Raw genomic sequence first — 24,136 nt, 5'->3', positions numbered from 1 at the left:
GGCATGACCATTTCCTTGCCTTCGGGCAGCTCGATCGAGCCGGTCACGTCGGTGGTGCGGAAGTAGAACTGCGGACGGTAGTTGTTGAAGAACGGCGTGTGACGGCCACCTTCATCCTTGGACAGCACGTAGATCTCGCCGGTGAAGTGCGTGTGCGGCTTGATGGAGCCGGGCTTGCACAGCACCTGGCCGCGCTGCACGTCTTCGCGCTTGGTGCCGCGCAGCAGGATACCGACGTTGTCGCCAGCCTGGCCCTGGTCCAGCAGCTTGCGGAACATTTCCACGCCGGTGCAGGTGGTCTTCTGGGTGTCGCTGATACCGACGATCTCGATTTCTTCGCCGACCTTGACGATGCCGCGCTCGATACGACCGGTCACGACGGTGCCGCGGCCGGAGATGGAGAACACGTCTTCCACGGGCATCAGGAAGGCACCGTCCACCGCACGGTCAGGCGTGGGGATGTAGGTGTCCAGCGCATCGGCCAGCTTCATGATGGCTTCTTCGCCCAGAGGGCCCTTGTCGCCTTCGAGGGCGAGCTTGGCCGAGCCGTGGATGATGGGGGTGGCGTCGCCGGGGAATTCGTACTTGTCCAGCAGTTCGCGCACTTCCATTTCAACGAGTTCGAGCAGCTCGGCGTCGTCGACCATGTCGCACTTGTTCAGGAACACGATGATGTAAGGCACGCCCACCTGACGGGCCAGCAGGATGTGCTCGCGGGTCTGGGGCATGGGGCCGTCAGCGGCCGAGCACACCAGGATGGCGCCGTCCATCTGGGCGGCACCGGTGATCATGTTCTTGACGTAGTCGGCGTGGCCGGGGCAATCAACGTGGGCGTAGTGGCGGTTGGCCGTTTCGTATTCCACGTGGGCGGTGTTGATGGTGATGCCGCGGGCCTTTTCTTCCGGAGCCGCGTCGATCTGGTCGTAGGCCTTGGCTGCACCGCCGAACTTGGCCGACAGCACGGTGGTGATCGCCGCCGTCAGTGTCGTCTTGCCGTGGTCCACGTGACCGATGGTGCCGACGTTCACGTGCGGCTTGGTCCGCTCAAATTTCTCTTTTGCCATTTTTCAGCTCCAAAATCAAAACTGCCGAAACACCAGAACAAATATGGTGCCCTTGGCGGGAATCGGACCCGCGACCTCTCCCTTACCAAGGGAGTGCTCTACCACTGAGCCACAAGGGCCAAGATACCCGGACAACCCGGACATCTCAGAAAACTTCACACATCCAGCCATCAAAAGCACATGGAGCGGGAGACGGGAATCGAACCCGCGTGATCAGCTTGGAAGGCTGGAGTTCTACCATTGAACTACTCCCGCCCGAACCGTCTTCACACCCACAAGGGCTTCCAACATTCAGAGCGCCTCGATCTCAATCGCTCGCACATCACTCATCGATCACTGGTGGAGGGGGCTGGATTCGAACCAGCGTACGCGTAAGCGGGCAGATTTACAGTCTGCTGCCTTTAACCACTCGGCCACCCCTCCATAGCGCAGCCCAGCATTATGCCATGGTTTTTAACCGGGTTGCGTCCCGATCGGTGATTACCACGCCACAGGCGCTTGTCCGGACGATTTCAGCCAGTGGTTGACGGCCCCGAAATGACCACAACCGAGGAACGGCAGCGGACCACGGCTCGCCGACAGGGGCGACGGGTGGTTGGCACGCAACACCTGGTGGCGGGTACCGTCGATCAGCGCGGCCTTTTTCTGGGCGTGGGCACCCCACAGCAGGAACAGTTTGGGGTCACCGGTTTCGCTGCAGATCCGGACAAGGGCGTCGGTCAGCGTTTCCCAGCCCCGGCCGGCATGGCAGGCGGGCTGGCCGTCTTCCACCGTCAGGCAGGTGTTGAGCAGGAGCACGCCCTGCCCGGCCCAGCGCACCAGCGAGCCATTGGCCGGCATGGCCAGACCCAGGTCGCGCTGCAGTTCCTTGAACATGTTGCGCAGGCTGGGCGGAATCCTGACACCGGGTGCCACGGAAAACGCCAATCCCTCGGCCTGACCTGGTCCGTGGTAGGGGTCCTGGCCCAGGATCACCACCCGCACCTCGGACAGCGGCGTCAGCGCCAAGGCCCTCAACGGCTGAGGCGGGTAGATGACGGCACCGTTGTCCAGCCGCTGCTGCAAGAAGGCTTGCAGCGCCTGCCCGGTGGCAGACGCCCAGAAATCGCCGACCAGTGCCGACCAGTCGGCCTGCACCGGCCACTGCGTGGGGTCGGCCGCTTGCAACTGCGGCACCACCGCTTCCTGAGCAGCTCCGGGAGCATCCCAATCCAGCGCACCTTGCATCGGTAACCGCTCAGGCAAACAGATCGGCCAGCGCCAGGCCCGGCTCGGGCGCGCGCATGAAGGCTTCGCCCACCAGGAAAGCGTGCACACCCGCAGCGCGCATCTTGGTGACGTCGTCGCGGCCAAGAATGCCGGACTCGGTGACCAGCAGGCGGTCGGCCGGCACGTCGGGCAGCATGTCCAGCGTGGTCTGCAGCGTCACCTCAAACGTGCGCAGGTTGCGGTTGTTGATGCCCAGCAGCGGGGTTTTGAGCTTGAGCGCGCGCTGCAGCTCGGTGCGTTCGTGCACCTCCACCAGCACCGCCATGTTCATGCTGAGGGCAATCGCTTCCAGATCGGCCATCTGCGCGTCGTCCAGACAGGCGGCGATCAGCAGGATGGCATCGGCCCCCATGGCGCGTGCCTCGTAGACCTGGTACGGGTCCACCATGAAGTCCTTGCGCAGCACCGGCAGGTCGCAGCTGGCGCGGGCCTGTTTCAGGTAGTCGGCGCTGCCCTGAAAAAACTGCTTGTCGGTCAACACCGACAGGCAGGCCGCGCTGACCTTGCCGTCGCCTTCAGCGTAACTCTGGGCGATGTCGGCCGGGATGAAGTCTTCGCGCAGCACGCCCTTGCTCGGGCTGGCCTTCTTGATTTCGGCGATCACAGCGGCCTGGCCGGCAGCGATCTTGGCGCGCAGGGCGCCCTCGAAGTCGCGTGTGAGCAAACGGCTTTCGGCGTCGAAGCGCACCACGTCCAGCGGTTTCTTCTTGCGCGCGGCGGCGATTTCTTCGTGCTTGACGGCCACGATCTTGTTGAGGATGTCACTCATGGGTTTTGTTTTCCTGGGGTGGAGGCGACTGGAGCACCTTCTTGATGACCCGGTGCATCACCACACCGGCCACGATGAACAGCATCGAGATGCCGATGGCGATCCAGGCGCCTTCGTTTTGCATCCAGACCGGGAGGTTCATGACATCGATCAGGGGCCAACGGTGGCGGTGGCGGCTTGCGTGAAGTCGGTCAGCTCGCGCAACTTTTGCGCCGCAGCACCGGACTCGATGGCACGCCGCGCCAGCGCGATGCCCTGGGTCATGTCCTCGCAGACATTGGCGGCGTAGAGCGCCACACCGGCGTTGAGCGACACGATGTCTTTGGCGGCCTTGATGGTCGGTTCGTCGCTGTTGTTCAACACGCCCATCAGCATGGCCTTGGAATCTTCGGGCGTTTCCACGCGCAAGGTGCGGTTGCTGGCCATCGTGAGGCCAAAGTCTTCGGGGTGGATCTCGTATTCGGTGATCTCGCCGTTTTTCAGTTCACCCACCATGGTGGCGGCACCGAGCGAGACCTCGTCCATGCCGTCGCGGCCGTAGACCACCACCGCGTGTTCGGCGCCCAGGCGCTGCAGCGCGCGCACCTGGATGCCGACCAGGTCGGGGTGAAAAACGCCCATCAGGATGTTCGGCGCCGAGGCCGGGTTGGTGAGCGGGCCGAGGATGTTGAAGATGGTCTTCATGCCCAGCTCGCGGCGCACCGGCGCTACGTTTTTCATGGCCGGGTGGTGGTTGGGCGCGAACATGAAGCCCACGCCCACTTTTTCAATGCAACGCGCGATGGCATCGGGCGACAGGTTGATGTTGATGCCCAGGCTCTCCAGCACGTCGGCGCTGCCGCTCTTGCTGGACACGCTGCGCCCGCCGTGTTTGCTGACCTTGGCGCCCGCGGCCGCGGCCACGAACATGGAGCAGGTGGAGATGTTGAAAGTGTGCGAGCCGTCGCCGCCCGTGCCCACGATGTCCACCAGGTGGGTCTTGTCGGCCACGTTCACCTTGGTGGAGAACTCGCGCATCACCTGCGCGGCGGCGGTGATCTCGCCGATGGTCTCCTTCTTCACGCGCAGACCGGTGATGAGCGCGGACATCATGACCGGCGACATCTCGCCGCTCATGATCAGTCGCATCAGGTGCAGCATCTCGTCGTGAAAGATCTCGCGGTGCTCAATGGTGCGTTGCAGAGCTTCCTGCGGGGTGATCTTGTGGCTGTTGGGCATGGGTGTCTCCAGAACTTAGCGAGAAGGATTGTCGGACATGGCCAGCTTCAGGCCAAAGCTGACGAACATGGCGCCCGCCGCGCGGTCCATCCAGTGCATGGTGCGCTGCACGGCGCTCACGCGACCTGCGGCCCAGCCGGCAAGCCAGGCATAGCCGAAGTTGATCGGCAACGAGTTGAGGTTGAACAGCAGGCCCAGCAGCAGGAAGGCGGTCACCTTGTCGGGCGTGCCGGGCGCGATGAACTGCGGCACGAAGGCCAGGAAAAACAGCGCAACCTTGGGGTTGAGCACGTTGGTGAGGAAGCCGCGTCGGTAGATGCGCCCAAGGTCGGCAGGGACTTTGGTCCGAGCGGCATCGGTGGGCACCACCGAAGAGCCGCCCCTGGCCAACAGCAGCTTGATGCCCATCCACACCAGGTACGCGGCGCCGATCCACTTGAGCACGATGAACGCCGTGGCCGAGGTGGCGAGCAACGCGCTCACGCCGAGCGCTGCCGCGAACACGTGCACGAAGCAGCCGCTGACGATGCCCAGCGCGGCCACGATGCCGGCGCGCACGCCGCTCTTGAGCGCGTTGCTCACGATGTAGAGCACATCGGGGCCGGGCGTGAGGTTGAGCAGCCAGCCCGCCGCGATGAACATGAGCACTTGCGGGGTGTCGGGCATGGTGTTCTCCGGGCTGAGGTTCAGTAGGGGCCGGTTCGTCCTGCGCCGACTGGCGCAACGGGCGCTTCGACAAAGAAGCGGCGCACGGTGGCGATGGCGTGATCGATGCCGGCCGCATCCACGTCGAGGTGGGTGACGAAACGCAAGCCAATCAGGCCGGTGGCCAGCACACCGTTCGCCTTCAGGAAATCCAGCAGCGCCAGGCCTCTGCCATCGGCCACATCGACAAAAACGATGTTGGTCTCTGCCGATTTCACGGTCAGTCCCTCCATGCCGCTCAGGCCTTCAGCCAGGCGGCGTGCGTTGGCGTGGTCGTCGGCCAGTCGGTCCACATGGTGGTCCAGCGCGTGCAGCGCACAGGCCGCCAGCAGGCCGGCCTGGCGCAAACCACCACCGGCCATCTTGCGGATGCGCCGGGCGCGCTGGATCAGCTCCTGCGAGCCGCACAGTGCTGAGCCCACCGGCGCACCCAGGCCTTTGCTGAAGCAGACCGAGAGGCTGTCGAAATGGTCGGCGATCTGCCGCACACGGGCATGGGCACCCTGCCCGGCGGCGGCCGAGGCCACCGCCGCGTTGAACACGCGCGCGCCGTCCAGGTGTGTGGCCAGCCCATGTTGGCGCGCCAAGGCCGTCGCTTCCCGCAGGTAGTCGTCCGGCATCACATGGCCGTTCCAGGTGTTCTCCAGGCACAGCAGGCGGGTGCGGGCGAAGTGCGGGTCATCGGGCTTGATGGCGGCGGCGATGTCGCCCAGCGCCATGCTGCCCTGCGGATCCTGCGTCAGCGGTTGTGGCTGCACGCTGCCGAACACGGCTGCGCCGCCACCTTCGTAGCGGTAGGTGTGGGCCAGCTGGCCGACAATGTACTCGTCACCCCGGCCGCAGTGCGCCAGGATGCCGCAGAGGTTGCTCTGCGTGCCCGAGGGCATGAACAGCGCAGCGGCCTTGCCGGTGATGGCGGCAATGCGGTCCTGCAGCGCGTTGACCGTGGGGTCGTCGCCGAACACGTCGTCGCCCAGGGGCGCAGCCATCATGGCGGCGCGCATGGCCTCGGTCGGCTGCGTGACCGTGTCGCTGCGCAGATCAATGGTCTTCATGCGGCCTGCTCCAGGAAGTTCTTGAGCATGGCATGGCCGTGCTCGGTGAGGATGCTCTCGGGGTGAAACTGCACACCCTCGATCGCCAGGGTCTTGTGCTTCACGCCCATGATCTCGCCGTCGGGCGTCCAGGCCGTGACCTTCAGGCAGTCGGGGCAGGTGTCGCGTTCGATGGCCAGCGAGTGGTATCGGTTGACGGTGAATTGCTCGGGCAGGTTGGCGAACACGCCTTCCTGTGTGGTCGTGATGACGCTGGTCTTGCCGTGCATCAGCTCCTGCGCACGGATGATCTTGCCGCCGAAGGCCGCGCCGATGCTCTGGTGGCCCAGGCACACGCCGAGGATGGGCAGCTTGCCTGCGAAGTGTTGAATGGCGGGCACTGAAATGCCGGCTTCGGCCGGTGAGCAAGGGCCGGGCGAGATCACCAGACGATCCACCTGTCCCGCGTCCACACGGCGCTGGATCTCGTCGACGGTGATCTCGTCGTTGCGCACCACGGTCACATCGGCACCGAGCTCACCGAAGTACTGCACGATGTTGTAGGTGAAAGAGTCGTAGTTGTCGACCATCAGGAGTTGAATAGGTTTGCTCATGGTGTTCACTCCAGCCCTTCTTCCACCAGCTCGGCCGCACGCAGCAGCGCGCGGGCCTTGTGTTCGGTTTCCCGCCATTCCATCTCGGGAATGGAATCGGCCACGACACCGGCGGCGGCCTGCACGTAGAGCATCTGGTCCTTGATGATGCCGGTGCGGATGGCGATGGCCACGTCCATGTCACCGGCGTAGCTGAGGTAGCCGCAGGCGCCACCGTAGAGGCCACGCTTGGTGGGCTCCAGCTGGTCGATCAGCTCCATCGCGTGCACCTTGGGCGCGCCGGTCAGCGTTCCGGCCGGGAAGGTGGCTTTCAGCACGTCCATATTCGTCATGCCTTCGACCAGCGTGCCTTCGACGTTGCTCACGATGTGCATCACGTGGCTGTAGCGCTCCACCGCGAAGGCCTCGGTCACCTTCACGCTGCCGATCTTCGCGATGCGGCCGATGTCGTTGCGCGCGAGGTCGATCAGCATCACGTGCTCGGCGCGCTCCTTCGGGTCGTTCACCAGCTCGATCTCGGTGGCCTTGTCCTTCTCGGGCGTGGCGCCGCGTGGGCGCGTGCCGGCCAAGGGGCGAATGATGACCTTCTGCCCCTCATCGACCTGCTCCTGACGCACCAGGATTTCGGGCGAAGCACCCACCACGTGGAAGTCCCCGAAGTGGTAGTAGTACATGTAGGGCGACGGGTTCAGCGACCGCAGCGCCCGGTACAGCGAGAGCGGCGACTCGGTGTAGCGCTTCTTGATGCGCTGGCCCACCTGCACCTGCATGAAGTCGCCACCGGCGATCAGTTCCTTGGCGCGCTCCACCGCGGCCAGGTAGTCGGCCTTGGCAAAGTCGCGTTCGGCCGGGAAACTCTGGCTGGGCTTGACCACCGGCGCGCTCACCGAATATTTCAGTGCCTCTTTCAGCTCGCGCACGCGCTTCTTGGCGTTGGCGTAGGCCTCGGGCTGGGCCGGGTCGGCGTAGACGATCAGGTAGAGCTTGCCCGAGAGGTTGTCGATGACCGCCAGCTCTTCGCACTGCAACAGCAGGATGTCGGGGCAGCCCAGGGTGTCGGGCGGGCAGGAGTTTTCGAGCTTCTTCTCGATGTAACGCACCGCGTCGTAGCCGAAGTAACCGGCCAGACCGCCGCAGAAACGCGGCAGGCCGGGGCGCAGCGCGACCTTGAAGCGCTGCTGGTAGGCGGCGATGAAGTCCAGCGGGTTGCCGTGGTTCGTCTCGACCACGGCGCCGTCGCGCACGACTTCGGTCTTGGCCTCGGCACCGAAGCCGCTGGCGCGCAGCAGCGTGCGCGCGGGCAGGCCGATGAAGCTGTAGCGGCCGAAGCGCTCGCCGCCGACGACGGATTCGAGCAGGAAGCTGTATTTGCCGTCGCCCCGCCCGTGGGCGAGCTTGAGGTACAACGAGAGCGGGGTTTCGAGGTCCGCAAAGGCCTCGGCCATCAGCGGGATGCGGTTGTAACCCTGGCTGGCCAGGCTCTTGAATTCGAGTTCGGTGATCATGTTCAGACGCTCCATCGGCTCCTGGCTGCCTAGCAGGGGTGGGGAACCTTTTTTCTGGGGTGCCCGGTCAGGCGCGCTGCCGGGTTCGGGGGCTGGGGTGGCGCGGGCTGGGATTGCCTGGGGGCTGTTCCGGAGTCTGCGCACCGCCGGGGGAGTGCACGTTTACGCTGGCTTGCGCCAGGGCCAGGCTCCCCGGCCATTGCGGCTCGGCAGACCACCTGTGAAGGATGTGCGTGGGATGAACATGGGGCCAAAGTGTAGCAAAGCTGTCGCGCTCCCGGCCAGAAAACGCGGCCGATGGCAGGGTTCTCCGGTGAAACCCTGTTGCATTCGGCCATGGGGGTGCTGAGAATTCTTTTCGAACGGTCGTTCTTTTTCAACATCCTCTCTGTGTGGACCTCACGCCATGAAAACCCCCCATCGCCACATTTCGCGTTCCATGGCTGGCCCCTTGTTGGGGCTGTGCCTCTGTCTGGGGGCGCTGCAGGCCACGGCAGCCACGATCGAACTCAGCGGCGTCAAGCTGGAAGACCAGGTGAGCCTGGCGGGCAGTTCGCTGCAGCTCAACGGCGCCGGCGTGCGCTACAAGGCGGTGTTCAAGGTCTACACCGCCGGGCTGTACCTGAGCCAGAAAGCGAGCACGCCCGATGAGGTGCTGGCCGCGCCGGGCCCCAAGCGCATGACGATCACCATGCTGCGCGAAATCGACTCGACCGAGCTCGGCAAGCTGTTCTCTCGCGGCATGGAAGACAACATGGAACGCAGCGCATTCTCCAAACTGATACCCGGCGTGATACGCATGAGCCAGGTGTTCAGCGACCACAAGAAACTCAAGGAAGGCGAGACCTTCCTGCTGGACTGGATCCCGGGCACCGGCACCGTGCTCACGATCAAGGGCAAGGTCGAAGGCGAACCGTTCAAGGAGCCTGAGTTTTTCAACGCGCTGATGCGCATCTGGCTCGGCCCCAAGCCGGCGGACTGGCAGCTCAAGGACGCGCTGCTGGGCAAAAAGAAATAACTGCAGCCCCCACCCACCGCCGCTGCGCGGGTCGCGTTCAGCTCAGCAACTCGGTCAGCGATCCAATCAACCGGTCGTGCGGCGCCGCGGCGATCGGGTCGCCGTGGTTGTAGCCGTAGGTCACCAGAGCCACCGGGCATCCCGCGGCGCGTGCGGCGATGCCGTCGTTCTGCGAATCGCCCACCATCAGGGTCTGCCCAGGCAACGTGCCCAGCGCTTCGCAGGTTTTCAACAGCGGCATCGGATCGGGCTTCTTGCGCTCGAAGCTGTCGCCACCGAACACCTTCTCGAAAAATTCCTCCAGACCCTTGGCCTGCAGCAGTCCCTGTGCAAACGCAAGTGGTTTGTTGGTCAGGCAAGCGAGCCGCAGGCCGGCGGTGCGCAGGCCTTGCAGCCCGTCGAACACGCCGGGGAACACATCGGCAAACTGGCCGTTGATGCTCCGGTAATGGTGCTGGTACTGGCCCCAGGCACGCTCGTACAGGGCATCCACACTCAGGGCCGGACACGCCTGGCCACAACCGATGACTTCGGGGCGCCGCAACTGCTCGGCCAGCAGGCTGCGGATCAGGTGCTCCGAACCCTTGCCCACCGTGCGCTCGACGGCGGCACGGTCCACCCCGGGCAGGCCCAGATCGGCCATGGTGCGGTTGAGCGCCACTTCGAAGTCGCCCAGCGTGTCCACCATCGTGCCGTCGAGGTCCACGATGACGGCTGTGATGCCCCGGAACATCACGCCAGGGCCACACGCATCTGGTCGATCACACTCTTGTAATCGGGCTTGCCGAAGATCGCGCTGCCAGCCACGAAGGTGTCGGCGCCCGCGTCGGCCACGCGGCGGATGTTGTCGACCTTGATACCGCCGTCCACCTCCAGCCGGATGTCCCGCCCGCTGGCTTCGATGCGCTTCTTCGCCGCTTCGATCTTGCGCAGCGCGGAGTCGATGAAGCTCTGGCCGCCGAAGCCGGGGTTCACGCTCATGATCAGGATCAGATCGATGTCATCGATCAGGTAGTCCAGCACGTCCAGCGGCTCGGCCGGGTTGAAGGTGAGGCCAGCCTTGCAACCCCTGGCCTTGATGGCCTGCACGCTGCGGTGCACGTGGGCCGAAGCGTCGGGGTGGAAGCTCACCAGGTCGGCACCGGCGTCGATGAAGGCGCCCGCGAGCGCGTCCACCGGCTGGATCATCAGGTGCACGTCGATCGGCACCGGCGTGCCGTCAGGTTTTTTCGCGTGCGGCTTGAGGGCCTGGCAGACCATGGGCCCGAAGGTCAGGTTGGGCACGTAGTGGTTGTCCATGACGTCGAAGTGGATCCAGTCGGCGCCGGCGGCGATGACGTTTTTCACTTCCTCCCCGAGGCGGGCGAAGTCGGCGGACAGGATGGACGGGGCGATGCGGTAGGTGGTCATGGCACGTAGAAGTTGGAAACAGGACTGGTGCCGATTTTCGCAGGCCCGGCAAGGATTTGCCGCGCCGCGGTAACATGCCGCTCATGTCGAAATACCAGTTGACCTGCGAGGTCGAGCCCCAGTACCTGAGCGAGCAGTCCTCGCCCGACGAGGATCTCTACGCCTTTGCCTACACCATCACCATCACCAACACCGGTGACATGACTGCGCAACTGATCTCGCGCCACTGGATCATCGACGACGCCCAGGGCCACACCGAAGAGGTCAAGGGCCTGGGTGTGGTGGGCAACCAGCCGCTGCTGCGGCCCGGCGAATCCTTCCAGTACACCAGCGGCACACGCCTGCAGACGCCCAACGGCACCATGCGCGGCAGTTTTTTCTGTGTCGCCGAGGATGGCGAGCGGTTCGAAGCCCTGGTGCCCGAGTTCGCGCTCAGCGCCGGCGCTTCCGGTGCGGGTCCAGGCGCAGCGCGCGTGCTCCACTGACCGCCGCCACTGGCAGCGGCGCGGGCACGCGCTTGCCCACATCCACGCTTTCATGACACTCACCGACCTGCTCGACACGCTGGACCCGGACGCGCCCCTCGCGCAGCGCCACCTCTGGCTGATGGACGCGTTGCGCTGGGTGCGCGGCGAAGGCGAAGATCCTCAGGCCAGCGTGGGGCGCGTGCGCCAGCTGCTGGCCACGGTCCGTGAAGACCCGGCGTGGCTGGCCCGCTGGCACCGCTGGTGGGCCCGTTTCCTGCAGACGGTGGACCTCACGCCGCTGCTGGCCGACTTCGGTTTCGCTCCGCGCACGGCCTTTTTGAGCGAGCTCGGCCACCGCCTGCGCCGCAAGCTGCTGCCCGGCACACCCGAGACCAACGACATCACCGACCTGTTCGGGCTGTTGCTGCCGGGCCGCTTTGACGTGCGCTGGCTGCAGGCACTGGACACGCGGACGCTGGAAGACATCCGGCTGCTGCTGCTCAGCGACGCACCCACGGCACCCGATCCACAGACCCCGTCGCACTGGCAGGCGACCCTGCTCGACGCCCTGGTCTTTTGCGTCGGCCAGGTCAGCGCCACCGGTTTCGCCAGCGAGATCCGCGGCCGCATGAGCCACGAAGAGCGCGCCCGGCGCGCCTTTCACGCGCTGCCGGTGCAGGCGGAGGCCGTGCGCCGCAGCGCCCTGCGCCACGGCGCGCGCAGCGGACAGGTGCGGCACGAGGTGAACAAGCTGCGCCGCCAGCTTGATGTGTGCCGCGTTGCGGCCCAGTCGGTCTACGCGCACCTGGACGAACACGGCGTCTCGGTCGGCATCGTGTTCCGGCTGCGGCAGCTGGCCGAACGCATCGTGCGCATCCAGCAACTGCTCGACTGCATGCTCTCCGAGCAGCCCGACCGGGCCACGGCCGCGCTGCTCGCAGACCTGGCGCAACTCGGGCAGGACAACCGCAGCATCCGCGCCCTGGTCGCCCACAGTTCCGGTCTCACGGCGGCCAAGGTGGCCGAACGCAGCGCCGAAACCGGCGAACGCTACATCACCCGCAACGCCAGCGAATACCGCCAGATGCTGGGCATGGCCGGCGGCGGCGGCGCCGTCCTGGGGCTGACCACCTGGGTCAAGTTCGGCGTCACCGCGCTGGCCCTCTCGGCCTTCTGGGCCGGCTTCGCCGCCGGGCTGAACTACGCGCTGTCTTTCGTGCTGATCCAGTTGCTGCACTTCACCGTGGCGACCAAACAGCCCGCCGTGACCGCGCCGGCCATGGTCGCCAAGCTGCGCGACATCCAGCAACGCGGTGCGGTACGGCGATTTGTCGACGAGGTGGCCCACCTGTTCCGGTCGCAGATCGCCGCCATCCTGGGCAACGTCGGCCTGGTGGTGCCGGTGGTGGTGCTGATCAGCGTCGTGCTGGTGCAGGCCACGGGTGCGCCCATGATCGATGCGGGCGAGGCCTCCCACGTGCTGGAGTCCCTGCACCTGCTCGGCCCGAGTGCCCTGTTCGCGGCGTTCACCGGCGTGCTGCTGTTCGCCTCCAGCATCATCGCCGGCTGGGTGGAGAACTGGTTTGTCTACTACCGGCTCGACTCCGCCATCCGCTACAACCCCCGTTTCACGCAGGTGCTGGGCGCCCAACGCGCCGCACGCTGGGCGCAGTTCTTTCGCGACAACATCTCCGGCCTGGCCGCCAACACCTCGCTGGGTTTCATGCTCGGCCTGGTGCCGGCATTTGCCCAGTTCTTCGGCCTCGGTCTTGACATCCGCCACGTGACCCTGGCCGCCGGGCAGCTCGCGGCGGCGGCGGCGGCCCTGGGGCCGGCTGCGCTCGTCGATGCCGGCTTCTGGTGGGCCGTGGCGGGCGTGCTGGTGGTCGGCCCGCTGAACCTGTTCGTCAGCTTCTACCTGGCGTTTCGTCTCGCCCTGAAGGCGCAAAATATCAGCGACGTCAACCGCAGCCTGATCCACCTCGCCCTGCGCCGCCGACTGCGCAGCCATCCGCTGGGCTTCTTCCTGCCGCCGCGCACCGCGGCGGCGGCGCCGACCGAAGACGTCAGCGACATCGAAGCGGCCTGGGCAGCCGACACCCGGCACGACGCCATGGACGAAGCCAGCCGGCGCTGGGCCGAAGCCTACCTGGCGCGCGCGGCCGACGCCAGCGCACCCGCTGAAGACCTCTGGGACCGCAGCATCACCAGCCCGAACACCGCGCCGGCACCGGGCACCGATGCGCCCGCCGCGGGCGACGACAGCGCGCGCCTGACCGACTTGCGCACCCCATGAAACCCCGTGAAGACGCCGCGCCTGCACCGGGCACCGAGTTCGACCTCATCCGCCGGCACTTCCAGCGCGCAGGGTCGCCAACGACCCCCGCCGTGGCGCTGGGCATCGGTGACGATTGCGCCCTGCTGCTACCCAGCCCCGGCCACCAGCTCGCCATCTCCAGCGACATGCTGGTCGAAGGCGTGCATTTTTTCCATGATGCAGCGCCCGAGGCACTGGGACACAAGGCCCTGGCCGTCAACCTCAGCGACCTCGCGGCCATGGGCGCCCGGCCGCTGGGCTTCACGCTCGCGCTGGCCCTGCCCCGGGCGGACGACGCCTGGCTCGCGGCCTTCTCGCGCGGGCTCTTCGCACTGGCCGACGCGCACGCCTGCCCGCTGGTCGGCGGCGACACCACGCGCGGACCGCTCAACCTCTGCATCACCATCTTTGGCGAATTGCGGCCGGGCCAGGCGCTGCGGCGCGATGCGGCGCAGGTCGGTGACGACCTCTACCTCAGCGGTGCGGTCGGTGAGGCCCGGCTGGCCCTTGAACTGCTGCGCGGCACCCCCTGGGCCAACGCCCACAGCGCGCCCGATGCCCTGTCCCGGCTGCGCGAACGGCTGGAGCGTCCGACGCCCCGCGTCGCGCTCGGCCAGGCGCTGGCGGGGCTGGCCCACGCCGCGATCGATGTGAGCGATGGTCTCACCGGCGATCTGGGCCACATCCTGTGCGCCAGCGGCGCCGGGGCCGAGATCGAACTCGGCGCCCTGCCCCTGCCGCCCGACCTGGCGCGCCTGCCCGAAGCCCAGCGGCTCGAATGCCTGCTGCACGGCGGCGACGACTACGAACTGCTGTTCTCCGCCGGGCCAAATATCCGTGAGCAGGTGTTGGCCGCGGCCCGCGCCAGCCAGACGCCGGTGCAGCGCATCGGGCGCATCATCGCCGGTGCGGGGACACTGCGCCTGATCGGCCAGCAAGGCCAGACGGTGGCCGTGCCCACACGCGGGTTCGACCACTTCGCCTGACCGGCCCCCCGGCAACCGCCAACGCACCCGCGTTCCATAATCGACCCATGATGGTTGACACCGATCTCCCGCTCCGCGCGGCCCTCGCGCAGCCCGCCCCGATCGCTCACCCGGGCGTGCGCTTCCTGCTCGCGCACCCGGCGCATTTCATCGCGCTGGGCGCCGGGTCGGGTCTGGCCCGCTGGGCCCCGGGCACCGTGGGCACGCTCTGGGCCTGGGCTGTCTTCGCCCTGTTGCCATCCTCGATGTCCGACGCCGGCTGGGCGGCCCTGATCGGGCTGGGCACGCTGATCGGCTGGTGGGCCTGCACCGTGACGGCCCAGCACATGCGCATCGCCGATTCGGGCCACATCGTCTGGGACGAGGTGGTCGCCTTCTGGCTCGTGCTCTGGCTCGTCTCGCCCACCAGCTTCTGGGGCCAGCTCTATGCGTTTGTCTTGTTCCGAGTGTTCGACGCCGTGAAGATCGGGCCCATGGCCTGGGCCGACCGGACCTTCAAGGGCTTCGGCCCGCGTGGCGGCTTCGGCATCCTGCTCGACGATTTTGCGGCGGCGCTGTGCACGCTGCTCGTCATCGCAGCCTGGAGATACTGAGATGCCCCCCATCCCTGAACTGGTTGAACAACTGGCCAGCGAACTCAGGGCACGCGGCCAGATGATGGTCACGGCCGAGAGCTGCACCGGTGGCCTGATCGCCGGCGCCTGCACCGAACTCAGCGGCTCCAGCGACTGGTTCGAACGCGGTTTCGTCACCTATTCCAACGCCGCCAAGACCGAGCTGCTGGGCGTGCCCGCGGCGCTGATCGAGGCGCACGGCGCGGTGAGCGAGCCGGTGGCGCATGCCATGGCGGCGGGCGCCGTGGCCAACGCCCATGCGCACTGGTCGGTGGCCGTCACCGGCGTCGCCGGCCCCACCGGCGGCAGCCCTGAAAAGCCGGTCGGCACGGTGTGGTTCGGCTGGGCCACACCCGCTGGCGTGTTCACCGAGCACCGGCGTTTTGACGGCGACCGCGCTGCGGTGCGCCAGGCGACGGTGGCGCACGCGTTGACCGGATTGCGCACCCTCCTCGCCTCAGGCCGCTGAACGCCAGGTCCGGGCCAGGCCCTCGCTGTACGGCGTGGGCCGCAGGCCGAAGGCCTGTTCGATCTTGCCGCTCTCGAAGCGGTAGCCGTGTTGGTACTGGTACATCATCTCGCGGTTCTCGCGCAGCACCGGCACGAACCAGCCCATCGCGTGGAGCAGCCAGGCTGGCGCCACCTGCAGGCGATCGGGCTGACCGGCCAGCGCGCACACGGCCCGCGCCAGCGCCCGGCCGGTCACCGCCGCGCCGTCCAGCGACTGCGCCGTGGGCAGGTGCCAGGTCTGACCGAACGCCTCGGGTGTCTGTCCCAGCACAGCCAGCGCGAGCCCGGCATCGGGCGTGAAGGTGAAGGTGTGCGCCAGATCCGGGTTGCCCACCCACTGCGGCGCTTTGCCGGCGCGCAGGCGAGCGAAGAACACCGCTTCGAGCAAGCTCAACCGGGCACCCGGGCCATAGAAGTCGGCCGAGCGCGCGATCAGCGCCTGCAGCTCGCCGCGCCGCATGGCGCCGAGCAGCGTGGAGGCGATGGCCGCGCGCACCTCGCCCTTGCGACTGCAGGGGTTGAACGGGGTGTCTTCGGTCATGGCGCCGTCCACCCGGCCATAGGCGTAGACGTTGTCGAAGAACACCAGGCGCGCACCGTGGCGGCGGCAGGCATCGATGGTGTTCTGCATCACCCGCGGCCAATGCGCCTGCCAGACGGCCGCGTCGTAGGCCAGCCCCGCCACCAGGTACACCACCTCGCTGCCGGCCACCGCCTCGGCGGTGGCGCCCGCATCCAGCAGGTCGGCGGTCTTCAGCTGATCTCTGGCCTGCACCGCCGCCGGATGGCGCCCCACCTGACGGATGTGCCGTCCATCGCGAGCCAGTTGCAGCGACAGCTCGCGGGCGATCACGCCACCCGCGCCCAGGACCGTGTGCAGGCCGGAGCCCGAAGAAGAAGCAGTGTGTGGTTCAGCCATGCGGTCATTGTGGGCGCCCGGATCGGGCGGCACAATCCACCGAATGTGCACACCGGTTGTGCATTTCCGAACATGTTCGACTTCAACTGGCAGCTGATTCCTTCGTTCCTGGCGGCGCACCAGCATGGCAGCCTGCTGGCCGCGGCGCGTGCGCTGGGCATCAGCCAGCCCACGGTGGGCCGGCATGTGACGCAACTGGAAGCGCAACTCGGCACGCCGCTGTTCGAGCGAACAGGTCGGGGGCTCGTGCCGACACCCGCCGCCCTGCGGCTGGCCGAAGCGGCGCGGGCCATGGAGGCCGGCGCGCAGACGCTGATGCGCGGTGCGCAACAGGCCCAGGCCACGCTCTCGGGCACGGTGCGCATCTCGGCCAGCCAGCCGGTGGCCTGTTTTCTGCTGCCGCCGCTGCTGGCCCAGATGCGCACCGCATTGCCCGGCATCCAGATCGAGCTGGTGGTGAGCAACGCGGTGAGCGACCTGCTGCGCCGTGAGGCCGATGTGGCGATCCGCATGCTGCGTCCGGCGCAGGGCACGCTGGTGGCGCGGCGCATCGGACAGGTGGGCGTGAGCGCCTGCGCGCACCGCGGCTACCTGGCCCGGCGCGGCACGCCATTGACGCCCGCCGATCTGCTGGCCCATGAGCTGGTGGGCAATGACCGCGTGCAGGAAATCTACCGGGGATTCGCGGCCATGGGTCACCCGGTGGGGCCGGAACAGTTCGCGCTGCGCACCGACGACCTGATCGCCTACTGGGCCGCGGTGCGCGCCGGCCTGGGCATCGGCTTCGTGGCCAGCTACCTGCTGCGTCACGACCCGTTGCTGGTGGCGGTGCTGCCCGATCTGCCGGTGCCGGCGATGCCGGTCTGGCTGGTGGTGCACCGCGAGATCCGCACCAGCCGGCGCATCCGTGCGGTGGTGGATTTTCTGGCGCGCGAATTGCCGCCGATGTTGTGAACGGACCGGCATGGAACCCTTCAAGAACCTCATCAACACCGGCACAGTGCAACGCGCTGGGCAACACCTGCAACGCGTGTGGCCGGCGTTCGACCGTCAGGGCTTTGAACTCCGCGCCGCCAGTGGCCTGGACGCCCTCGAATTCAAGGCCCGCGCCATGCAGATCGCCGACGCGCTGGAGGCGGCCCTGCCCGCCGACTTTGCCGACGCCGCCAGCGTGCTCGAAGCCAGCCTCGCGCCGCCCATTCCACTGGACGCTCGGGGCGAACCTGCGGGCCTGAGCGACGCTCAGAGCGAACAGGGCCTCTCGGGCTGGATCGTGTGGTCCATGGGGGACTGTGTGGCCCGCCGCGGCATGGGCGATGTGCCACGCGCCCTGCGCTGCCTGCACGCGCTCACGCAGCGTTTCTCGGCCGAGTTCGCGATCCGCCCTTTCATCCAGCGGGCACCTGACACGGTGCTGGCGACGCTGGCGCAATGGGTCGAAGACCCGAGCGCCCACGTGCGCCGGCTGGTGAGCGAAGGCAGCCGCCCGCGCCTGCCCTGGGGTTTGCGGCTGCAGGCGCTGGTGGCCGACCCCACGCCCACGCTGCCCCTGCTGCGCGCCCTGCAGGACGACCCCAGCGCCTACGTGCGCCGCAGCGTGGCCAACCACCTGAACGACATCGCCAAGGACCACCCCGAGCTGGTCGCCGACTGGGTGCACCAACACCTGCGTGCCGCCAGCCCGGCGCGCACGGCCCTGTTGCGCCACGCCAGCCGCAGCCTGATCAAACAGGGCCACGCGCCCACCCTGTCCGCCTGGGGTGTGGGCCAGGGCCTGCGGGGCACGGTCTCGCTCGGCCTCTCGGCCACCCGCGCCGCGGTGGGCGGCGAAATCGCGCTGGCGGTCTCGCTGGCGTCCAGCAGCCCGCAGCCGCAGGACCTGCTGGTGGACTACGTGGTTCACCACGTGCGCGCCAACGGGTCCACCTCGCCCAAGGTGTTCAAGGGCTGGAAGCTCACGCTGGGCCCCGGCGAACAGCGCACACTGAGCAAACGCCACAGCCTGCGCCCGGTCACCACACGGGTGCTCTACCCCGGTCCGCACCGCATCGAACTGCAGGTGAATGGCCAGACACTGGCCCAGGCGGACTTCGATCTGATGAACTGATCCCGCCGTCCGCCCCTCGGATCGCCCCTATCAGGGTGCAATGCGTCACATCGCTGATGCATCCACACCAAAAATGGCGCCCCAAGGCCGGCGTTGTCACTTTTGACAGGCTGCCAGCGCCCCGCAGGGCCCGCGCCGCTAAGGTACCGGTTGCACCCGCTGGCCCAAGGACCGACGGCGGGTCCTTGTCACACACCCCAAGCCATGAGATTCCAGCAACTGCTTCAACGCCTGCCCTGGCTGCTCTCGTTCATGCCCAACCGTTCCGCGCCGGGGACACCGCGTCTGTCCACGCCGGGCCCGACCACCGCCCTGCGGCCCGAGCGCCTCGACACCCGGGCAGCGGTCATTCACCACCTGGAATGGTGTGTGCTCTTCAACGAACACCTGGCGGTGGATTCGACCCACACCCACGGCATCAGGCCGCTGCCCGATGCGCACCACTGCGATCTCGGCCAGTGGCTGGCCCGGATGCACCCGCGCATGACCGACCGGGACCCACGCTTCCTCGACCTGCAGCAGGAGCACCTCCGGCTTCACACCATGGCGTCTCAGGCGCTGGCGCTGGCCCGCAACAACCGCATGGCCCGCGCGAGCACCCTGCTCAACACCGACTTCGAGCGCAGCCGCGCCAAAGTGCTGGGCCTGCTGCGCGAGATGCAAAGGGATTGACAAGAGCCCCCCTGCGCCGCTGTGCGGCTTCCTCCCCGGGGAACCACGCCCTTGGCCCGGCGAAGCCGGAGCCCCGGCGTGTGCTGGAAGCGCGCCTGCGATGGCGCCCGATCGAGATCAGCGAGCCATACGCGGTGAGCGAGCGCGGCGGGCAAGCTCAAGCGCCGTGGCACTTTTTGTATTTTTTCCCGCTGCCGCAGGGGCAGGGATCGTTGCGGCCCGGCTCGTCCGCCTTGCGGGCCGGCTCCACGCGCGGCCCCAGGCTCTGCCAGATCTGGCGCAGGTCGTACACCGCCCAGATCGCCGCGCCAAACGCATTCAGGCGCTCGTCGCTCACGCTCGGCGGGCCGTCTTCGCTGTGCATGCACACCGTGGGTTCGTCGGTGTCGTCTTCGGTCAGGACCACGATCGCCTCCAGCGCATCGTTGAGCATGGCCACGACTTCCTTGTCGCGCGGCTCGGCCCATTCTTCGGCCCAGTTTTCCACCACGAACATGAAGCCCAGCGCCCAGACCTGCGCAAACGCCGGCAGCTCCTGATCGCCGATTTCGGCGCGTTCCGCCTCGGGCAAACCCGCGACGGCGCCGCGCACGTCCATCACCTCGGGGTGGTAGCTGCGTTCGTCCTCCAGCGTCTCCACATTCGCCCCCAGCGCGCTGGCCACCTCGTTCCAGCGGCGTGTCCAGAGGGTCATGAACTGCGCGTATTGCGCTTCATCGGCGAACCAGGTGTCGCCCTCTTCGCCGCTGGCCACGCCGGGCTGGCTGTCGCCCGTGCCCAGCAACAGGGGCAGGAACTCGTCGGGCAACACCAGGCGGCGCGTGCACAGCAGCGCGGCCATGGCGCCTTCGCAGAACTCCCACTGCGGCACGTCTTCGCCGCGCGCGCGCAGGTCGTCCAGGATGGCGTCCAGCGCGTCAAAGTCTTCGTTGTCCATCGGCTGGATCGGGGTTTCAGAGGTCATGTTGAAGCGGGGTCGGGTTTTACGGTGCGGGCAGTGTAGTCCCTCACCCCTCTGAAGGCCCGCCTGCTCGAACGCCACAAACGCCCTCGACCCGGTGCGCCCTCCTGAGCCTGTTCATTCTGGTGGGTTTCTGCATCGGCGGCTTCGGTTCATGCGGCAGAAGATCCGGCCCGAAAGCCGCCCGGGCTTTCTGGCGAGCGACTCCGGGGCCACGCCACTCAGTGCAGGGCAGGAGCCTGTGGCCCCCGCACCAGCCGACCAGGCAGCAGTCCGGTCGGCACGCCACCTCGGTACACGACAGCGCCACTCACGATCGTGGCGGTGTAGCCATCTGCGCGTTGCACGAGGCGCCGTCCGCCGCTCGGCAGATCATGGGCCACCTCCGGCGCGTGCAGATGCAGGCGATCCAGATCGAAAAGGTTCAGGTCCGCCTTGTAGCCGGGGGCGATGAGCCCGCGGTCCTCAAGACCCACCGCACGTGCGGTGTCGCAGCTGAGCAGCTTCACCACCGCGGGCAAGGGCAGACGCTCGCCACGAGTCCGGTCACGGACCCAGTGCGTGAGCATGAAGGTCGGATAGCTTCCGTCACAGATCGTCCCGCAGTGGGCACCGCCGTCGCCCAGCCCGAGCACCGAACCCGGGTGACGCATCATGCCCAGTGATGAATCGAGTGAACCGTGTTCGTAGTTGCACAGGGTCACGTAGAGATTGTTGCGCCCGTTTCGCTCGAGCATGAGATCGTAGGCAAGCTCTTCCGGTGAGACCGCCAGACGTTTTGCCCGAGCCGCAATGCTCTGCCCGACCGGCTGCTCGTAGTCCGGCGGATCGCCGAGCAGGAACATGTGGTCGAACTCCCGCGCCAGGCGCCCCAGCACGATGGTCGGATCGGGATCGGCTGATTCCGCCAGGATGCGCGCGCGAACCTCAGGCCGCCTCAGTTCACGAATCTTCTCGTCGAAGGGCAACTGTGCCAGCTTGACGTAGGACCCGCAGGTGTAGAACGTGTTCAGCGTCAACTCGTGTCCCAGCATCACGCCAATCGCCCGGCTGAGGACCTGGGCCTTGATCGGGAGCCCGGCGGAGGTGGCCTCGGCCGCCCAGTCGAGTACGTCGTGCCAGCGCAGTGTCATCGGGCCGTAACTTCCCTCCAGCAGAGAGACTGACAACGGCCGCCCCGCACGCTGCACCAGTCGGCGCAGCAATGCAAAGGTCTGTTCGGGGTCGTCGAAATCGCTGATCAGCTGCATGACGCCCTTGCCCGACGCCTTGAGGGCCTGTGCGAGTGCCATCAGCTCGAACTCGGCCGCCTCGAAGCTCGGTGTGGACTTGCCATCGGCGGAACGGTGGAAGAAAGTGCGCGATGTTGAAAAGCCCATCGCACCCGCCTCCACAGCCTCGCGCACGATGCGGGCCATCTGCTCCAGATCGGCCGGCGTCGCGGGCTCCCGGTCTGCGCCGCGCTGGCCCATCACATAGACACGGACAGGGGCATGCGGCACGTAGGCGCAGATGTCCATGTCGTACCGTCGGGTAGCGAGGAAATCAAGGTACTGGGGAAACGTCTCCCAGGTCCATGGCAATCCGTCCACCAGCACCGGGTGGGGGATGTCTTCGACACCTTCCATGAGACCAATGAGCATCTCATGCTGATCGGGCCGACATGGGGCGAAGCCCACGCCACAATTGCCCATCACGACAGTTGTCACACCGTGGCTTGATGAAGGTATGAGGCGATCCGCCCAGGTGACCTGCCCGTCGTAGTGCGTGTGAATGTCGACGAAGCCGGGGGTGACCACCAGCCCTTGCGCGTCGACTTCATCGCGTCCACGCACTGAGAGCGTCCCGACCTCGACAATGCGCCCGCCGGAGATGGCGATATCGGCCTCGAAGGCCTCGGCCCCAGTCCCGTCGACGATCCGACCGTTTCTGACAACCATGTCCACATCGTGTGCCATGTCTTGGCCCTCCACGGTCACGTTTTCACGTTTCGCAGCAGATCACGAACGCCGGTCTATGAGCCCAGCGCCCTGCAGGTCGTCGCCCAATCCCGGAAAACCCGACCAGGCAACGGGCTACACGGGCTCTCGCAAACCAGCAGTTGGACCGCGTGCGTGAACGGGTTCTTTATAAACACTATCGCCTCGGGACGGAAGAGACCCCTTTGCAGGGGGTCGCTTTTTGTTCGCTGGCATGGACGCTCTGGGGTCATGCGGCATCCGCGCGAGATGGGTGCGAGCGAGGCACACACCCGGCTCAGGCGCATGCCGTCTGAGCGACCCCTGTCTGGCTGCGCTGATCAGCCCGCGAGCGCGGCCTTCACCACACCGGCCAGCGGCGTGGTCGGGCGGCCGATGAGCTGGCTGAGCTGGTGGCCGTCGTCGAACAGGCCGCCTTTGGAGGCACCCACGTCCGAGTCGGCCAGCAGCGCGGCGAAGTCTTCGGGCAGGCCCACTTGCATCAGGGCTGCGGCGTAGGCGGCTTCGGGCAGGTCGTTGTAGACCACGGGCTTGCCGGACTGCTGGGCGATTTCGGCGGCGAGTTCGCTCAGGGTGTAGGCGGTGTCGCCCGCCAGTTCGTACACCTTGCCGGCCTGGTCGTCCTTCGTGAGCACGGCGGCGGCCGCGGCGGCGTAGTCGGCCCGGGTGGCGGAGGCGATGCGGCCGTCTTTCGCGCTGCCCATGACGGCGCCGTATTGCAATGCGGCGCCGACGCTGCCGGTGTAGTTTTCGGTGTACCAGCCGTTGCGCAGCAGCACATGGGGCAGGCCCGAGGCGCGCAGCATGGCTTCTGTCTCTTTGTGTTCGGCGGCGAGGGCGAGCGGCGAGGTGTCGGCGCGAAGGAGGCTGGTGTAGGCGAGCAGCTTCACGCCGGCCTTTTGCGCGGCGGCGATGACGGCGGCGTGTTGCGTGGCGCGCTGACCGACTTCGCTGGACGAGATGAGCAGCAGCTTGTCCACGCCCTGAAAGGCTGCTTCGAGGGTGGCGGGCTGTACGTAGTCGGCCTGGCGGACCTGCACGCCGAGCGCGGCGAGGTCGGCGGCTTTTTCAGGGCTGCGCACGGCGGCCACGATCTGGCTGGCGGGCACGGTCTTGAGCAGGTTCTGGAGGACGAGGCGGCCGAGCTGGCCGGTGGCGCCGGTGATGGCAATCATGGAAAAACTCCTTGTGGGGATGAACAGAGGAGCGGAGAATACCGACCTAACAAACTTTTCGTAAGTACGCACACAAAGGTAAGTACCCCATGAATGCCAACGAACCGTTGCCCGGTGCCGAAGCCCCCGCCATCGCCAAGCTGATGGAACGCGGCGAGCTGTTCGCGGCCGAATGCCCTTCACGCGCCGTGCTGCAGCACGTGACCAGCCGCTGGGGCGTGCTGGTGCTGGTGGCGCTGCTGGCGGGCACGCACCGCTTCAGCGACCTGCGCCGCAAGATCGGCGGCGTGAGCGAGAAGATGCTGGCGCAGACGCTGCAGTGGCTGGAGGGCGATGGCTTCGTGCTGCGCACGCAATACCCTGTCGTGCCGCCGCACGTGGAATACAGCCTCACACCGATGGGCGTGGAGGTGGCACGTCAGGTGGAAGGCCTGGCGGACTGGATCGAGGGCAACCTCGGCCGCATCCTGAGCGGGCGGCGCGAGCGCGCCGACGCGCTGGCAGTCGCCCCCTTGCCCGGCGTGCGCGCCGGGGTGCGGACCCCGGCATGAGCGCAGCACGGAGGGTCGTCCAGTGAGCGCAGCGCCGGGACCCTTGAGCCTGCGTCCGGTGAACGAGGGCGTGTTCGCCGTGCTGGACGCGGCCGGCCAGCATGTGGGTTACCTCAAGCGCATCGGCGCGGTGTGGAAGTTCAAGGCCGTGGGCATCACGGCGCAGGGCGAAGCCATTCCCGGCGGCGGACCGCTGACGGCGCGGCACAACACGGTGTTTGAGCGGCCGGATGCGGCTGGGGTGAGCGCTGGCTTGCTGGCCGGCTGAGCCT

26 protein-coding genes and 3 tRNA genes are annotated in these 24,136 nt (G+C 67.2%); 11 read left to right on the top strand and 18 right to left on the bottom strand.

Annotation, left to right across the window (positions count from 1 at the left end; translation table 11 throughout):
- The 12 genes from tuf to trpE form a co-directional block, all read right to left on the bottom strand.
- The coding region (gene tuf, locus AC0GNO_RS14090) for an elongation factor Tu (protein ID WP_472904379.1) at nt 1–1,064 on the bottom strand (1,064 nt) is incomplete at its 3' end.
- A 44-nt stretch (nt 1,065–1,108) separates the two neighbouring features.
- A tRNA-Thr gene (locus tag AC0GNO_RS14085) sits at nt 1,109–1,183 on the bottom strand.
- Between the two features lie 62 nt (nt 1,184–1,245).
- A tRNA-Gly gene (locus AC0GNO_RS14080) sits at nt 1,246–1,319 on the bottom strand.
- Between the two features lie 82 nt (nt 1,320–1,401).
- Nucleotides 1,402–1,487, bottom strand: a tRNA-Tyr gene (locus AC0GNO_RS14075).
- 57 nt (nt 1,488–1,544) lie between these two features.
- Nucleotides 1,545–2,291 (bottom strand): uracil-DNA glycosylase, encoded by a 747-nt coding sequence (locus tag AC0GNO_RS14070; RefSeq protein ID WP_472890170.1) that lies wholly within the window; start codon nt 2,289–2,291, stop codon nt 1,545–1,547.
- 10 nt (nt 2,292–2,301) lie between these two features.
- The gene (gene trpC, locus AC0GNO_RS14065) at nt 2,302–3,102 is read right to left on the bottom strand and encodes an indole-3-glycerol phosphate synthase TrpC (RefSeq protein ID WP_472904378.1); all 801 of its coding nucleotides are present in this window, start codon (nt 3,100–3,102) and stop codon (nt 2,302–2,304) included.
- The gene (locus tag AC0GNO_RS14060) at nt 3,095–3,244 is read right to left on the bottom strand and encodes a hypothetical protein (protein WP_472904377.1); all 150 of its coding nucleotides are present in this window, start codon (nt 3,242–3,244) and stop codon (nt 3,095–3,097) included. Before AC0GNO_RS14060 ends, trpC begins: the two co-directional genes overlap by 8 nt.
- Nucleotides 3,245–3,252: 8 nt before the next feature.
- Complete coding sequence (gene trpD, locus AC0GNO_RS14055; protein ID WP_472904376.1) at nt 3,253–4,320, bottom strand: anthranilate phosphoribosyltransferase; 1,068 nt, start codon at nt 4,318–4,320, stop codon at nt 3,253–3,255.
- Nucleotides 4,321–4,335: 15 nt separating this feature from the next.
- Nucleotides 4,336–4,986: a LysE family translocator gene (locus AC0GNO_RS14050; RefSeq protein WP_472904375.1), complete on the bottom strand. Its 651-nt coding sequence runs from the start codon at nt 4,984–4,986 to the stop codon at nt 4,336–4,338.
- A 20-nt stretch (nt 4,987–5,006) separates the two neighbouring features.
- Nucleotides 5,007–6,080 (bottom strand): low-specificity L-threonine aldolase, encoded by a 1,074-nt coding sequence (gene ltaE / locus AC0GNO_RS14045; protein ID WP_472904374.1) that lies wholly within the window; start codon nt 6,078–6,080, stop codon nt 5,007–5,009.
- The gene (locus AC0GNO_RS14040) at nt 6,077–6,673 is read right to left on the bottom strand and encodes an anthranilate synthase component II (protein WP_472904373.1); all 597 of its coding nucleotides are present in this window, start codon (nt 6,671–6,673) and stop codon (nt 6,077–6,079) included. Before AC0GNO_RS14040 ends, ltaE begins: the two co-directional genes overlap by 4 nt.
- A gap of 5 nt (nt 6,674–6,678) precedes the next feature.
- Entirely contained in the window at nt 6,679–8,178 is a 1,500-nt protein-coding gene (gene trpE, locus AC0GNO_RS14035) for an anthranilate synthase component I (protein ID WP_472904372.1), read from the bottom strand.
- Between the two features lie 439 nt (nt 8,179–8,617).
- Here trpE and AC0GNO_RS14030 point away from each other — a divergent pair, with 439 nt between their 5' ends.
- On the top strand, nt 8,618–9,196 hold the full coding sequence (locus tag AC0GNO_RS14030; protein WP_472890216.1) for a chalcone isomerase family protein: 579 nt from the start codon (nt 8,618–8,620) through the stop codon (nt 9,194–9,196).
- A 37-nt stretch (nt 9,197–9,233) separates the two neighbouring features.
- Here the strand turns inward: AC0GNO_RS14030 and gph are convergent, their stop codons facing one another.
- Both gph and rpe read right to left on the bottom strand, forming a co-directional pair.
- Nucleotides 9,234–9,929 (bottom strand): phosphoglycolate phosphatase, encoded by a 696-nt coding sequence (gene gph, locus AC0GNO_RS14025; RefSeq protein ID WP_472890178.1) that lies wholly within the window; start codon nt 9,927–9,929, stop codon nt 9,234–9,236.
- On the bottom strand, nt 9,929–10,606 hold the full coding sequence (gene rpe, locus AC0GNO_RS14020) for a ribulose-phosphate 3-epimerase (protein WP_472890179.1): 678 nt from the start codon (nt 10,604–10,606) through the stop codon (nt 9,929–9,931). The genes gph and rpe overlap by 1 nt, the downstream gene beginning before the upstream one ends.
- A gap of 83 nt (nt 10,607–10,689) precedes the next feature.
- Here rpe and apaG point away from each other — a divergent pair, with 83 nt between their 5' ends.
- Genes apaG through AC0GNO_RS13995 form a run of 5 tightly spaced genes read left to right on the top strand, consistent with a single transcriptional unit; the run spans nt 10,690 to nt 15,459 of the window.
- Entirely contained in the window at nt 10,690–11,091 is a 402-nt protein-coding gene (gene apaG / locus AC0GNO_RS14015) for a Co2+/Mg2+ efflux protein ApaG (protein WP_472890180.1), read from the top strand.
- A 52-nt stretch (nt 11,092–11,143) separates the two neighbouring features.
- Entirely contained in the window at nt 11,144–13,369 is a 2,226-nt protein-coding gene (locus AC0GNO_RS14010; RefSeq protein ID WP_472904371.1) for a site-specific recombinase, read from the top strand.
- A complete protein-coding gene (thiL, locus tag AC0GNO_RS14005; protein WP_472904370.1) occupies nt 13,366–14,376 on the top strand; it encodes a thiamine-phosphate kinase in 1,011 nt (336 codons plus the stop codon). Before AC0GNO_RS14010 ends, thiL begins: the two co-directional genes overlap by 4 nt.
- 47 nt (nt 14,377–14,423) lie before the next feature.
- Nucleotides 14,424–14,969 carry a phosphatidylglycerophosphatase A family protein gene (locus AC0GNO_RS14000; protein WP_472904369.1) on the top strand — a complete coding sequence of 182 codons (546 nt, stop codon included), beginning with the start codon at nt 14,424–14,426 and terminating at the stop codon, nt 14,967–14,969.
- Between the two features lies 1 nt (nt 14,970).
- Nucleotides 14,971–15,459 (top strand): CinA family protein, encoded by a 489-nt coding sequence (locus AC0GNO_RS13995; RefSeq protein ID WP_472904368.1) that lies wholly within the window; start codon nt 14,971–14,973, stop codon nt 15,457–15,459.
- Here the strand turns inward: AC0GNO_RS13995 and AC0GNO_RS13990 are convergent.
- The gene (locus AC0GNO_RS13990) at nt 15,448–16,419 is read right to left on the bottom strand and encodes an NAD-dependent epimerase/dehydratase family protein (protein ID WP_472904367.1); all 972 of its coding nucleotides are present in this window, start codon (nt 16,417–16,419) and stop codon (nt 15,448–15,450) included. The two genes, AC0GNO_RS13995 and AC0GNO_RS13990, sit on opposite strands and share 12 nt — an antisense overlap.
- 72 nt (nt 16,420–16,491) lie before the next feature.
- Between AC0GNO_RS13990 and AC0GNO_RS13985 the strand changes: the two genes are divergently transcribed.
- The 3 genes from AC0GNO_RS13985 to AC0GNO_RS13975 all read left to right on the top strand — a co-directional run bounded on the left by AC0GNO_RS13985 (nt 16,492) and on the right by AC0GNO_RS13975 (nt 19,198).
- Nucleotides 16,492–17,373, top strand: a complete 882-nt coding sequence (locus AC0GNO_RS13985) for a LysR family transcriptional regulator (RefSeq protein ID WP_472904366.1) — start codon at nt 16,492–16,494, stop codon at nt 17,371–17,373.
- Nucleotides 17,374–17,383: 10 nt separating this feature from the next.
- Entirely contained in the window at nt 17,384–18,526 is a 1,143-nt protein-coding gene (locus AC0GNO_RS13980) for a DNA alkylation repair protein (protein ID WP_472904365.1), read from the top strand.
- A gap of 204 nt (nt 18,527–18,730) precedes the next feature.
- Nucleotides 18,731–19,198 carry a CZB domain-containing protein gene (locus tag AC0GNO_RS13975; RefSeq protein ID WP_472904364.1) on the top strand — a complete coding sequence of 156 codons (468 nt, stop codon included), beginning with the start codon at nt 18,731–18,733 and terminating at the stop codon, nt 19,196–19,198.
- A 157-nt stretch (nt 19,199–19,355) separates the two neighbouring features.
- Here the strand turns inward: AC0GNO_RS13975 and AC0GNO_RS13970 are convergent, their stop codons facing one another.
- The 3 genes from AC0GNO_RS13970 to AC0GNO_RS13960 all read right to left on the bottom strand — a co-directional run bounded on the left by AC0GNO_RS13970 (nt 19,356) and on the right by AC0GNO_RS13960 (nt 23,313).
- Nucleotides 19,356–20,162, bottom strand: a complete 807-nt coding sequence (locus AC0GNO_RS13970; RefSeq protein WP_472904363.1) for a YecA/YgfB family protein — start codon at nt 20,160–20,162, stop codon at nt 19,356–19,358.
- A 218-nt stretch (nt 20,163–20,380) separates the two neighbouring features.
- On the bottom strand, nt 20,381–22,117 hold the full coding sequence (locus tag AC0GNO_RS13965) for an N-acyl-D-amino-acid deacylase family protein (protein WP_472904362.1): 1,737 nt from the start codon (nt 22,115–22,117) through the stop codon (nt 20,381–20,383).
- A 341-nt stretch (nt 22,118–22,458) separates the two neighbouring features.
- Nucleotides 22,459–23,313 (bottom strand): SDR family oxidoreductase, encoded by an 855-nt coding sequence (locus AC0GNO_RS13960; RefSeq protein WP_472904361.1) that lies wholly within the window; start codon nt 23,311–23,313, stop codon nt 22,459–22,461.
- An 89-nt stretch (nt 23,314–23,402) separates the two neighbouring features.
- Between AC0GNO_RS13960 and AC0GNO_RS13955 the strand changes: the two genes are divergently transcribed.
- Nucleotides 23,403–23,864 (top strand): winged helix-turn-helix transcriptional regulator, encoded by a 462-nt coding sequence (locus tag AC0GNO_RS13955; protein ID WP_472904360.1) that lies wholly within the window; start codon nt 23,403–23,405, stop codon nt 23,862–23,864.
- 22 nt (nt 23,865–23,886) lie between these two features.
- Complete coding sequence (locus AC0GNO_RS13950; protein WP_472904359.1) at nt 23,887–24,132, top strand: hypothetical protein; 246 nt, start codon at nt 23,887–23,889, stop codon at nt 24,130–24,132.
- The last annotated feature ends 4 nt before the right edge of the window (nt 24,133–24,136 follow it).

The organism is Hydrogenophaga sp. L310 (genome assembly GCF_055703065.1).
Note: the sequence above shows the minus strand (reverse complement) of the source record. Positions and strands in the feature narration are given on the sequence as shown.

Bases quoted from the DNA above. Each gene is read 5' to 3' on its own strand.
- AC0GNO_RS14070 (WP_472890170.1), bottom strand. From the start codon at position 2,291: ATGCAAGGTGCGCTGGATTGGGATGCTCCCGGAGCTGCTCAGGAAGCG.
- trpC (WP_472904378.1), bottom strand. From the start codon at position 3,102: ATGAGTGACATCCTCAACAAGATCGTGGCCGTCAAGCACGAAGAAATC.
- AC0GNO_RS14060 (WP_472904377.1), bottom strand. From the start codon at position 3,244: ATGAACCTCCCGGTCTGGATGCAAAACGAAGGCGCCTGGATCGCCATC.
- trpD (WP_472904376.1), bottom strand. From the start codon at position 4,320: ATGCCCAACAGCCACAAGATCACCCCGCAGGAAGCTCTGCAACGCACC.
- AC0GNO_RS14050 (WP_472904375.1), bottom strand. From the start codon at position 4,986: ATGCCCGACACCCCGCAAGTGCTCATGTTCATCGCGGCGGGCTGGCTG.
- ltaE (WP_472904374.1), bottom strand. From the start codon at position 6,080: ATGAAGACCATTGATCTGCGCAGCGACACGGTCACGCAGCCGACCGAG.
- AC0GNO_RS14040 (WP_472904373.1), bottom strand. From the start codon at position 6,673: ATGAGCAAACCTATTCAACTCCTGATGGTCGACAACTACGACTCTTTC.
- trpE (WP_472904372.1), bottom strand. From the start codon at position 8,178: ATGATCACCGAACTCGAATTCAAGAGCCTGGCCAGCCAGGGTTACAAC.
- AC0GNO_RS14030 (WP_472890216.1), top strand. From the start codon at position 8,618: ATGGCTGGCCCCTTGTTGGGGCTGTGCCTCTGTCTGGGGGCGCTGCAG.
- gph (WP_472890178.1), bottom strand. From the start codon at position 9,929: ATGTTCCGGGGCATCACAGCCGTCATCGTGGACCTCGACGGCACGATG.
- rpe (WP_472890179.1), bottom strand. From the start codon at position 10,606: ATGACCACCTACCGCATCGCCCCGTCCATCCTGTCCGCCGACTTCGCC.
- apaG (WP_472890180.1), top strand. From the start codon at position 10,690: ATGTCGAAATACCAGTTGACCTGCGAGGTCGAGCCCCAGTACCTGAGC.
- AC0GNO_RS14010 (WP_472904371.1), top strand. From the start codon at position 11,144: ATGACACTCACCGACCTGCTCGACACGCTGGACCCGGACGCGCCCCTC.
- thiL (WP_472904370.1), top strand. From the start codon at position 13,366: ATGAAACCCCGTGAAGACGCCGCGCCTGCACCGGGCACCGAGTTCGAC.
- AC0GNO_RS14000 (WP_472904369.1), top strand. From the start codon at position 14,424: ATGATGGTTGACACCGATCTCCCGCTCCGCGCGGCCCTCGCGCAGCCC.
- AC0GNO_RS13995 (WP_472904368.1), top strand. From the start codon at position 14,971: ATGCCCCCCATCCCTGAACTGGTTGAACAACTGGCCAGCGAACTCAGG.
- AC0GNO_RS13990 (WP_472904367.1), bottom strand. From the start codon at position 16,419: ATGGCTGAACCACACACTGCTTCTTCTTCGGGCTCCGGCCTGCACACG.
- AC0GNO_RS13985 (WP_472904366.1), top strand. From the start codon at position 16,492: ATGTTCGACTTCAACTGGCAGCTGATTCCTTCGTTCCTGGCGGCGCAC.
- AC0GNO_RS13980 (WP_472904365.1), top strand. From the start codon at position 17,384: ATGGAACCCTTCAAGAACCTCATCAACACCGGCACAGTGCAACGCGCT.
- AC0GNO_RS13975 (WP_472904364.1), top strand. From the start codon at position 18,731: ATGAGATTCCAGCAACTGCTTCAACGCCTGCCCTGGCTGCTCTCGTTC.
- AC0GNO_RS13970 (WP_472904363.1), bottom strand. From the start codon at position 20,162: ATGACCTCTGAAACCCCGATCCAGCCGATGGACAACGAAGACTTTGAC.
- AC0GNO_RS13965 (WP_472904362.1), bottom strand. From the start codon at position 22,117: ATGGCACACGATGTGGACATGGTTGTCAGAAACGGTCGGATCGTCGAC.
- AC0GNO_RS13960 (WP_472904361.1), bottom strand. From the start codon at position 23,313: ATGATTGCCATCACCGGCGCCACCGGCCAGCTCGGCCGCCTCGTCCTC.
- AC0GNO_RS13955 (WP_472904360.1), top strand. From the start codon at position 23,403: ATGAATGCCAACGAACCGTTGCCCGGTGCCGAAGCCCCCGCCATCGCC.